The sequence below is a fragment of the Acetobacter okinawensis JCM 25146 genome (assembly GCF_000613865.1).
In the GTDB taxonomy this organism is placed as follows: domain Bacteria; phylum Pseudomonadota; class Alphaproteobacteria; order Acetobacterales; family Acetobacteraceae; genus Acetobacter; species Acetobacter okinawensis.
In genome coordinates, this window is sequence record NZ_BAJU01000001.1 from 59789 (window position 1) to 70623 (window position 10835).

7 protein-coding genes are annotated in these 10835 nt (G+C 61.2%); all 7 read right to left on the minus strand.

Going from position 1 to position 10835, the window contains the following annotated elements; all coding sequences use genetic code 11:
- Nucleotides 1-62: 62 nt before the first annotated feature.
- The 7 genes from JCM25146_RS00310 to JCM25146_RS00340 all read right to left on the minus strand — a co-directional run bounded on the left by JCM25146_RS00310 (nucleotide 63) and on the right by JCM25146_RS00340 (nucleotide 10500).
- Nucleotides 63-4610, minus strand: a complete 4548-nt coding sequence (locus JCM25146_RS00310; RefSeq protein ID WP_025825002.1) for a coiled-coil domain-containing protein — start codon at nucleotides 4608-4610, stop codon at nucleotides 63-65.
- Between the two features lie 48 nt (nucleotides 4611-4658).
- Nucleotides 4659-5279, minus strand: a complete 621-nt coding sequence (locus tag JCM25146_RS00315) for a DsbA family protein (protein ID WP_025825005.1) — start codon at nucleotides 5277-5279, stop codon at nucleotides 4659-4661.
- Between the two features lie 97 nt (nucleotides 5280-5376).
- The gene (locus JCM25146_RS00320; RefSeq protein WP_025825007.1) at nucleotides 5377-6297 is read right to left on the minus strand and encodes a hemolysin family protein; all 921 of its coding nucleotides are present in this window, start codon (nucleotides 6295-6297) and stop codon (nucleotides 5377-5379) included.
- On the minus strand, nucleotides 6294-6836 hold the full coding sequence (ybeY, locus tag JCM25146_RS00325; protein ID WP_025825009.1) for an rRNA maturation RNase YbeY: 543 nt from the start codon (nucleotides 6834-6836) through the stop codon (nucleotides 6294-6296). Before ybeY ends, JCM25146_RS00320 begins: the two co-directional genes overlap by 4 nt.
- The gene (locus tag JCM25146_RS00330; RefSeq protein WP_025825011.1) at nucleotides 6820-7917 is read right to left on the minus strand and encodes a PhoH family protein; all 1098 of its coding nucleotides are present in this window, start codon (nucleotides 7915-7917) and stop codon (nucleotides 6820-6822) included. Before JCM25146_RS00330 ends, ybeY begins: the two co-directional genes overlap by 17 nt.
- A complete protein-coding gene (miaB, locus tag JCM25146_RS00335) occupies nucleotides 7914-9329 on the minus strand; it encodes a tRNA (N6-isopentenyl adenosine(37)-C2)-methylthiotransferase MiaB (RefSeq protein WP_025825013.1) in 1416 nt (471 codons plus the stop codon). The genes JCM25146_RS00330 and miaB overlap by 4 nt, the downstream gene beginning before the upstream one ends.
- Before the next feature lie 43 nt (nucleotides 9330-9372).
- Nucleotides 9373-10500 (minus strand): lysophospholipid acyltransferase family protein, encoded by a 1128-nt coding sequence (locus JCM25146_RS00340; RefSeq protein WP_242400806.1) that lies wholly within the window; start codon nucleotides 10498-10500, stop codon nucleotides 9373-9375.
- Between the last annotated feature and the right edge of the window lie 335 nt (nucleotides 10501-10835).

Below are 10835 nucleotides of genomic sequence, written 5' to 3' on the forward strand. Positions count from 1 at the left end.
TTTTTTTCAAACATCTGTGCGAGGTTGTGGCACCACGGCAGACAGATATGTCAGCTCCTTTTTCAGGATATGACATGAGTGGGTTCCTTGTCCTTCTGACCGACCATGGAGGCCGCTTTAGCCAGATCAACAGAAAGAACGCGGCTTACCCCGCGCTCCTGCATGGTTACACCAAAAAGCTGGTCCATATGGGCCATAGTGAGCTGGTGATGTGTCACAACCAGAAAACGCGTACCGGCTTCTGCCACCATGTCGGCAAGCAGGGCGCTAAAGCGGCCTACATTGGCGTCATCCAGTGGGGCATCCACTTCGTCCAGTACGCATATCGGAGCAGGGTTACAGCGGAAAACGGCAAAAATCAAGGAAAGGGCCGTTAAAGCTTGTTCACCTCCGGAGAGGAGGGAGAGTGTCGCCAGTTTTTTACCTGGCGGCTGGGCATAGATTTCCAGCCCCGCTTCCAGCGGGTCATCACTGCCGACAAGGCCCAGATGTGCACGCCCCCCACCAAACATGCGGGTGAAAAGGGACTGAAAATGCTGGTCAACCTGTGTGAACACGGCCATCAGCCGCTCCCGGCCTTCCTTGTTGAGAGCGCCAATGGAGCCACGCAGCCGGTTTATGGCCTCCTCCAGATCGGTCATTTCAGCCCCAAGGGTCTGGGCCTGGGTGGAGGCTTCCTCCGCCTCCAGTTCGGCGCGCAGGTTGACGGGCCCCATGTCATCACGCTCACGGCTCAGGCGGGCGATCTTGCGGCGTAGGGAGGTCTCGGCCCCTTCCGTCAGGTCCGTAGTGGGTTGTCTGGGCGGGGCGGGGGAATCTACCAGAAGCTGGTCCAGAATGGCCTGCGCCTGCTCGCTTTTGCCTTCGGCCTTGAGCAGGTTTTCACGCGCAGTGGCCAGTTCTCCCTCGGTCTTGCGGCGTTGTTCATGCGCATTGTTCAGGGCCGCTTCGGCCTCGGCACGCAGGCGGTCGGTCTGGGTAAAGTGTTCTTCAGCCTCTTCCAACGCTGCCAGTGTGCTGGTCTTTTGCTGCTGGGCTGCGGTAGGGAGTGCGGAAACCCGGCTATGGTTGGCGCGTGCGCTCTCCAGTCGCTGGAGAGCGTTGGTGTTGTCCGCTTGGGCGACGGATTCACGCGTGTTCCATTCAGCCTGCGCGGTTTCCAGTGTGCTGAGCCGTTCTACCAACGTGCCAGATTCTGCCTGAAGAGCTGCCCGTAGTTCACGCGCCTTATCCAGCTCCGCCAGCAGGTCAGCCCGCTGAGTGTGCAGGTTTTCCAACCGGGCTTGTGCATCTGCGGGAATGGCAGCCAGTGCAGTCTCCAGAGCCGCGTTGGCGGCATGGAGGTGCTGTTCGGCATCCGTATGGTCTGCGTGCAGTTCCGCCTGCCGCGGGGTCAGCCCCGCCAGACGGCCTTGCAGGGTCAGAGCCTGCTCCTGCAAGGCCCGGTAAGCCTGTGCGGTAAGGTTTACCTGCTCATCTGCGGCCGTCGTGACCCGGGTTGCTTCCTGCAGGGCCGTATTGGCTGCATTCAGCTTGTTTTGGGCCTCGCGCAAGGCGTTTTGTGTCTGCTGTACGGACTGGGCAGAAGCCAACCTGCCCTCAAGTTCGGAGACAGAGGTCGCTTCGGTCGCCAGATTATGCCGCAGGCGTTCCAGCTCTGGGGTCAGTGTATCCAGCCGGGTTGTGGCGGAGGCGTGCTGCTGCCGGGTCTGGGCGAGCTTGTCGCGTGCGGTCTGCGCTGCGGTCTGCGCTTGCTTAAAAGCCGCGTGAGCCTGCTGCTCGGCAGCCTGCGCTGCGGTGTTTCTGTCCCGTGTGAGAGCAAGCGCTGACTGGATGTCCTGCAGGGATGGCAGGCCCTCATACGTGCTCAGGGCGTTGGCCAGAGTCGCCTGCGATTCGGTCAGGGCAGATTGCGCGCGCTCATGCTGGGGGAGTATGGCGTCCAGCCGGGCGCGGTAAGAGGCGTGGCGGCGCTCTGCTTCGGTCTCCTGCGCGCGGGCTTTTTGCAGGGCCTGTTCCTGCGTGTTCCGCGTGTTCCGGAGTTCCGCTAACAGGGATTCGTTGGTCTGCACGGCTGTGGTGCAGGTGCTCACACGCTCCTGTGCTGCGGGCAGGTCCGCCTGTAGTGCTGCAATGCGTAGCTGTGTTTCACGCAGGACGCGGCGTTGGGCCAGCCTGCGGGCGGCTGTGCTGGTTCTGCCCGCATGGGCGTAAAAACCATCCCACCGCCACAGATCCCCTGCGATCGAGACAAGGCATTGTCCCTGCACCAGCGCCTGCTGGAGTGCGTGCGCATCTGCGCCTTCAGGCAGTAGCCCGGTGGACAGTAACACCCGGTCCAGCTCCGGTGGGGCTGTTATGTGGGCTTTAAGTGGTTGTGCACCGCCGGGTAGGGGGGGCAGCGGTGTGGAGGGGAGTAGTCTCCAGCCCTGTGTGGCGGCGGGGTCTGCGGGGGCATCCAGCCCTTCGGCCAGCGCGGCGGCCAATGCGCTCTCATACGCCTCGGGCACCGTGATCTGGGCAGAAACCGGGTTTTCCGCCACATCACTGTCCTGTCCCAGTGCCTGATCCAGCCCTTCGGCCTGAGCCTGTAGGCGGGTCAACTCGGTCTGGAGCGTGCTGTGCGCCTCGCGCGCGCTGTTCTGTCGGGCCTTGTGGTCGCTTAGCGTCTGCTCGGCCTGTTCCAGTGCGGTACCCGTCTGGGCCAGTGCATTTTCATGCGCAATGCGGGCCTGCTTGGCCTCCGCTACCACTGTATCGGCAACGGCTTCGGCCCGGACCTTGTCCAACTCGCGCGTCAGGGCCTCAGCTTCAAGCTGGGCACGCTGTTGTGTTGTGCGGGCTGTACGCAGGGCCTCGGCCACGCTGCGCTGGTGTGCCTCGGCCTCCTGCGCGTTCCGGCTGGATTCAGTAAACTCCGTACTGGCTGCGCGGCGTTCGGCCTCCGCTTTTTCCTGTGTGTGGCTGGCCTGTTCCAACGCAGCCGTGGCGCGCTCGCTCTCCGCCTCCAAGGTTGCCAGCATATCCGGGCTGACGAGTGCGGCAAGTGCCTCCGCATGGCGTTTTTCGGCTACGTTCAGCTCGTCTTGCAAGGACTGCATGCGTTGGCGAGCCTGCTGTAGGCTTTTTTGCTGTTCGTCCTGTGCGGCCTGTGCGGCTTGTGCATTGTTTTGGGCAATGGGTAGGTCAATTGCGCACTGCCCGTAAAGGCGCTCGGCCTCCTCCTGCGCAGCCTTTGCTGCCTGCTGGGCAAGGTTTGCCTGCTCGGCGGCGCGCTGCGCCGTGCTCAGTGCCTGTTCGGAGGGAAGTTGTCCTTCCAGTTCCGCCAGTTCGGCCTGAATGGCGCTGAGTGCCTGAGATACCCGCTCATGCCGGGTGCTGGCGCTGCTAAGCCCTTCTTCTGCCCGCTCTTTGCCCGCATGGGCTGCGTTTAATTCGGCTGTCAGCCCGGCTAGCGCCTGTTCGGTCTCCACCTGCCGGGCACTCAGGTCGCGTAACTGCTGCTCGGCATCGGCTGTGCGGCTGGGCAGGGAGTTCTGGGCGGCCAGAACTTCGGCCATGTCTGCCTTCAGGCGCTCCAGCGTGGCCAGCACGTCCTGTAAGCGGGTCTGGGCGGCCTGGGCATCGCTTTCGTGCTGCTGGAGCAGTTCGGCCGAGGCCTGAGCCTGTGCTGCTGCGCGTTCTTCCTCCCGCACGACTCCTTCGGCCAGAACGCGGCACCGTTCGAGTGCTGTGCGGGCCAAATCGGCTTTTTCGCGCAGGGCGGGCAGGGCCTTGGTGGCTTCAAATTCAGCCAGTACGGCGGTTTCTGCGGTTTCTTCGTGTTCGCTCAGGCTTTTGCGCGCCTGTGCTGCCGTGGTGGCTGCACGCTCTACGGCCAGTCTGGCGCGTGCATGCAGGACCGCGAGCAATTCGGTTTCCGCTTCTCTCAGCGCTGCGGAAATTTCGCGGTAGCGTGTGGCCTCGCGCGATTGTTCGGCAAGGCCGTTCAGCCGCTCGGTCAGTTGCACGCGGCGGTCTTCGGCGCGGGTGAGGTTGCCTTCGGTTGCGCGGAGTTTGATCTCGGCTTCATGCCTACGGGCGTGCAGGCCGGTAATGCCTGCGGCTTCTTCCAGAATGCTGCGTCGCTCTTCGGGTCTGGCACCCACCAGCATGGCCACCCGGCCCTGACTGACCATGGCGGAGGAGCGCGCACCCGATGCCAGATCGGCAAAAAGGGTCTGCACATCACGCGCACGCACGGGGCGGCCGTTAATGCGGTAGTCGCTCCCCGACCCGCGCTCGGCTCTGCGGGTAATCTGGAGTTCATCCAGATCAGCAAAGGCCGCCGGGCCAAAGCCCTTTGTGCCTTCCAGTGTTACGGTGACCTCGGCCAGCGAGCGGGCGGGCCGCCCGGCTGTGCCCGCAAAAATAAGGTCATCCATTTCCCCCCCACGCAGGGAGCGGGCGGAGGATTCGCCCATAACCCAGCGCAGTGCTTCCACCACGTTGGATTTGCCGCAACCGTTGGGGCCTACAACGCCGGTCAGTCCGGGGAGCAGCTCCACGGTTATGGGGTCGGCAAAGCTTTTGAACCCCACAATGCGGAGGCGAACAAAACGAACCGTCATACAGATCTGTGTTTTTCTGGTCGGGAGGGCTGACTGTTAAAAAAACAGTCAGCTGGCCTTGTTCAGATATTTGACAAAATCGTCATAGGAGAGGGCGCTGGACACCTGCTCCTTGTTGTTGAAGCGGAAGGTGGGCGTGGACTCTATGTTGTATTTGTCCTGCGCTTCGCTCTGCTCGGTCATGATGAACTGGAGCAGCTTCTGGTCCGCTATGGCTTTTTCAAACGTTGCTGCGGGCATGCCAGCAAAGGCCGCGATTTTTTGGAGTTCGGCCTTGTGGTCCGCCTCGTTATTATAGGCCCAGCGGTCCAGACTGGACAGCACAGCCGAGCAGAACGGTTCGTACCGGTCTTCGGGCAGGGTGCGGGCTACCATGGCGGCAAGGGTTGCAAGCTGGTCGGTGGGGAAGTCATGGAAGACGTAACGGATCTTGCCCGTATCGATCAGGTTTTTCTTGACCTGAGGGAAGGTCTCTTCCGCAAAATGGGCGCAGTGGATGCAGGTCAGGGAGAACCATTCCTCCACCACAATCTTGGCATTCGGGTTGCCCAGAACGCGTGGCGTAAAGAGTGTATCCGGCGCATCGGCTGCAAAAGCTGCGTGCTGGAGTGCACCGGCGCTGAGTGCTGCACCCGTGGCGACAAGAAAAGAGCGACGTGTAAAGGACATGAGAACCAAGCCTTCCCGATCAATGGACCATAATTCTGGGACACAGGGATGGCGGCAGAAAGAACTGCCGTCAACCTGTTGTTGAATACGCAGCGCTTCAGGCCGATGGGTTGGGCGTGTTTTCTCCCTCGCTCACCAGCTTGCGGACCCGTACGCGGCGGATGTGTCGTGCATCGGCGTCCAGCACACGGAACAGATAGCCGTTCTCGTGCGTCAGCACTTCTCCGCGCGTGGGGACATGCCCTGCCATGCGGAAGACAAGGCCGCCAATCGTTTCGATTTCGGCCTCTTTTTCGCTTTCGGTCAGAATCGGGCCAATTTTTTGCTCGAACTCTTCCACCGGGCAGCGGGCATCCACATCAAACGAGCCATCGGGGCGCGGGGTAATCAGCACGGCCTCTGGTTCGTCATGCTCGTCGGAAATATCGCCGACAATGGTTTCAATCAGGTCTTCAATGGTGACCAGACCGTCAATTCCGCCGTATTCATCTATCACCAGCGCCAGATGCATATGGCGCTGGCGCATCTGCAACAACAGGTCCAGCACGGGAATCTGCGGAGCAATGAACAGGGGCTGGCGGAGTAGGGGCTCCAGATTGAACGCCTCGCTGGTGCCAACATAGGCGATCAGGTCTTTAACGTGGATCATGCCCACAATGTCATCAAGCTGGTCGCGGTACACTGGCATGCGCGAGTGGTTTTCGCGCCGCATCATGGCAAGGGCTTCGTCCAGACTGATGGAAACCGGCATGGCCACAATGTCGGCCCTTGGCACCATAACATCATCGGCTGAAATGTTGCGCAGACGTAGGATATTGGCGATGAGTGCGCGTTCCTGACGATCCAGTTCGGGCTTTTCGCCGTCTGGTGCGGTGTCATCTCCGGCTTCGGCAGCCTGCTGTACAAGGGCGGCAATGGAGCTACGCAGCCCCCCCGTAGGTTTTTTGCGCTGAAAAAAAGAAAACAGGCCACGCCCGGAAGGGTCCGCCCGTTCGGCTGAGGTCTCGTGTTCACTCATGACCGGGGCTTCCACGGGTTAGGCACATGCATGCGTGCCAGAAGACGGGATTCCAGCATTTCCATTTCCCGTGCCTCACCGGGGTGGTGGTGGTCATAGCCCGCCAGATGCAGGCTGCCATGCACGACCAGATGCGCCAGATGGTGGCGTACCGGGCGGCCAGCCTTGCGTGCCTCACGCACCACAGTCTCAAGTGCCAGAATAATATCGCCCCCATCATAGCCCGGCGGGGGTTCAAAGGTCAGCACATTGGTGGGTTTGTGTTTGCCCCGGTGCCTGCCATTGAGCGTGCGCACCTCGCGGTCGGTCGCCAGAACAACGCTGCCGGGTGTCAGCCCGTAGTCCGCACAGGCCGACAGAGCGCGGCGAATGGTCTGTTCGGGGGTAGGGACGTGGGAGCGCCAGCGTGCGTCCCGGATCAGTATTTCCGGGACGCCGTGTGTCAGCGCGTCATGAAAACCTTCCGGATACGGGTCTGTATCCACAGGGTCGGCCACCTCTTTGGTCAAGACGGGGCCAAGGCTACTTCGCGGTTCCATTGTTCTCCTGACGACCCTTGTGGCGGGAATGCCCTTTTTTATCAGCCGTCGTCGTTTTGGCATCATAAGCTTCAATAATGCGCGCGACCAGCTTGTGTCGCACAACATCTGCCGCCTCAAAACGGGAAATGGTAATTCCCTTAACGTTTTCAAGCGTATCCACTGCGTCCTGCAAGCCCGATGGTGTGTCATGCGGCAGGTCGATCTGGGTCAGGTCGCCTGTAACAACCATGCGTGAGCCCGGCCCCAGACGGGTCAGGAACATTTTCATCTGCGCGATGGTGGTGTTCTGGGCTTCGTCCAGAATAACAAATGCGTGAGAGAGCGTGCGCCCGCGCATAAAGGCAAGCGGGGCAACCTCGATCTCGCCTGCACTCATGCGGCGCATGACCTGATCGCCGGGGAGCATGTCATGCAGGGCGTCGTAGAGTGGGCGCAGGTAGGGGTCGATCTTGTCTTTCATGTCTCCGGGCAGAAAGCCGAGCCGTTCTCCCGCTTCCACGGCCGGGCGGGAGAGGATGATCCGGTCAATGGAGCCTGCCAGAAGGAGAGAGACGGCCTGTGCCACCGCAAGGTAGGTCTTGCCCGTACCTGCCGGGCCAATGCCAAACACCAGCTCCTTGCTTGCAAGGGCGCGCATGTAGGTGGCCTGTCCGGGGGAGCGTGGCTCTATATTGCCCTGACGGAGCCGGATAACGGGCAATGCCAGATCAGGGTTGGCAAAGGGGGTTGCCGGAGCAACAGACAGGGGGAGGGTGGGTCTGCTTTCATGTACTCTGGACATGCGTATGGCCGCCTCTACTGCGCTGATGTCTATGGTCTCACCTGCTGCAAGTTTCTGGTACAGCAGGCTGAGTGTCGTGCGGGCAAGAGATGTGGCATCGGGCAGACCACGGATGGAAATGCGGTTGCCGCGCCGTGCAACGTCTACCTCCAGTCCTTCTTCCAGGCAGCGCAGGTGCCTGTCATGGTCACCGACCAGCCGGGCAAGAAGCGTGTTGTTTTCAAATTGCAGGGTTACGGGCTGGACCAGCTCCGCAACCGCAGCGGAAGGAGGGGGGGACGTGCGCGTGGTGTTCAAGCGTATACATTCTCCTCTTCCAAAAGACCGCCCAGCGAGTTGGTCAGGCGTTCTGTAATATAGACTGGCACGGTCTGACCGATCAGGTGGTCAGGCCCGATCACATGGACCGGCTGGAGCCAGGGTGAGCGCCCCGTAATCTGTCCGGGCTTGCGCCCTTTGCCAGTAAACAGGACGGGCACGGTCTTGCCAACCATGGATGCGTTGAACGCATCCTGCTGCTCGCGCAGGAGCTTTTGCAGGGCTTGCAGGCGGGCATCCTTGACGTCCTCTGGCACCTGCAGGGGAGCACCTGCCGCAGGAGTGCCCGGACGTGGGGAATATTTGAACGAGTAGGCCAGAGCAAAGCCCACATCGCGCACAAGCTGCATGGTGGCCTCAAAATCCTCTTCCGTTTCACCGGGATGACCGATGATAAAGTCGGAGGACAGGGCAAGGTCCGGCCTTGCCGCGCGCAGGCGGCGCACAAGGTCGCGGTATTCATCTGCCGTGTGGCCACGGTTCATGGCGCGCAGAATACGGTCCGAGCCGGATTGTACGGGCAGGTGGAGGAAGGGCATGAGTGCGGGCAGGTCGCGGTGGGCTGCGATCAGCGCGTCGTTCATGTCCCTTGGGTGGGAGGTGGTGTAGCGGATGCGCGTCAGGCCGGGAATGTCGGCCAGCGCATAGGCAAGGCGTGTCAGGTCCCATACCGTGCCGTCGGGGCCTTCGCCGTGATAGGCGTTTACATTCTGGCCCAGAAGGCTGATTTCGCGCACGCCGCTGTCAGCCATGCGGCGTGCCTCGGCCAGAACGGACTGCACGGTGCGGCTGCTTTCTGCCCCACGGGTGTAGGGCACCACGCAAAAGGAGCAGAACTTGTCGCACCCTTCCTGAATGGTCAGGAACGCGGTGTAGTTGCCCGGTGTCTGCGGGGCTTCGGCCTCGGGCAGAAAGTCGAACTTCTGCTCGGCGGGAAAATCGGTCTCAATCACGGCGCGGCCTGCGCGGGCCGCACGGGCGACCATTTCTGGCAGGCGGTGGTAGGTCTGCGGGCCAAGCACAATATCCACATACGGGGCGCGGGCTAGGATTTCCTGCCCTTCGGCCTGTGCTACGCAGCCTGCTACGGCAATAATGGTCTGCTGGCCTTCCGCCTTGCGGGCTTCCTTGATAAGCCGCAGCCGCCCAAGCTCGGAAAAAACCTTTTCCGCCGCTCGGTCACGGATGTGGCAGGTGTTAAGGATAATCATATCCGCCGTATCGGGCGTGTCCACCGGCTGGTAGCCAAGTGGGCGCAGCACATCCCCCATGCGTGCACTGTCATACACGTTCATCTGGCAGCCCCATGTAATCACATGCAGGGCGCGTGATGGTGCTGTGTGGTCGGGGGTTCGGGTCATGGCTGCCACTCCGCTCTGCCGCAGGCCCATTCCATACGGCGGAAAGAGGACATCAGGCGTGTGGCGGCGCAGGTCAAGCCTCTTTTCTCACGGCTTGCGGGTGAGCGGGGTGCAATTGTGCATAATAGGGGCCATGCCGTGCCTGACAGAGTGGTCTCCTGCCTTGAACAGTTGCCGAACCCGCATGAGTGCGTTTTCGCTGCTTATGTCCTCTTTTTGAATGAAGCAAAAAATGAGGTGGCTCTGTCAAGCAGCAGTTTTGTTTTCTTGATATGTGCTGGCAAAAAATTGGCGGGCAGGGTGGCGGGGTTGAACCGGCCGGGCTGAACACGCGGCTCCCGGTTCTGGCGCAGGTCGGCGCAGCATCGGCAACGGCTTTCCATGCTGCCTGCGCCAGCGCCTTGCGGCTGGGGAACAGGTCAGGGTCCAGCGGTTCATGCAGCACTACGGTTACGTGTGAGCGTTTATGTTGCAGCAGCTGCCACACATGCGGCCCCAGATCCATGTCCCCGTACCATGAGAAAACCGGGCGGCGGAAGCGGGAAACCGGCAAGCCCTCCAGCGTGTCATAAACAAGGGATACAGGCTGGATAAGCGGTGCCATGCCGGGCTTGTAGGTTACGGGCAGCAGGCTCTGGTCCATGCCGTCCTTGAGCTTGGGCAGTTTGGCTATGGCAAAAAAAGCCGACATAAAGGGCAGAACACGTGAGCCGTCGGACGATGTCCCTTCGGGGAAGAGAATCAGGTTGTCCCCTTCCACCATGCGCTGGATCATCAGATCACGTTCACGGCCGGTGGTGCTGCGCTGGCGGCTGACAAAAATGGTGCGGCCAATATGGGAGACCAGCCCCATGACCGGCCATTTTTCAATATCTCCCTTGGCCACAAAAACAGATGGCAGCAGCGTGCCCAGCACAGGCACATCCACCCATGACATGTGGTTGGAAATATAAATGACGGGCCGCTCACCCCGCTTGCGGGCCCGTAGCCCACCTACCGTGCCAGCCCGTTTGCCGTGGACCGTAATGCGCAGGCCAATAATGCGGCACAGCATACCCCAGATAACGCGGGTCCAGCGGATTTTGGCCGTGCCGGGCACAGGCAGCAGGCAGGCCTCAAACCCGACGGACAGGGGGACCCACACCAGCAAACCGGCCAGACGTATGGCCGAGCGGGCTTCCCCCACACGGCGGAACAGCACATCGACCACTGAGGGAGGGGAGAGATCGGGGCGGAGGCAGACGTGCCCGAGGGCAGGGGCTGCGTAGGTTGGTCAGGCTTGGTGCGCATGGTCCTGCTTCTGCCAGGGGCTGGCCGGGCAGGCCAAGGAGCGGGCAGTAATGTGGAAGAAACACATAAACATGCGCTCTCTTACCGCGAAGAGGGGTAGGGGGACAATCCATCGCGTGTGAAGGTTTTTTTGGCAGACAGACCCAAATTTTGTCATGGTAGGGGTATAGGCAGGGTAGATGTATCAAAATCGGGTCTGGGCAACGGGCCACGCAGTGTTTTATTCAGCAACCGAACAGACTGGGA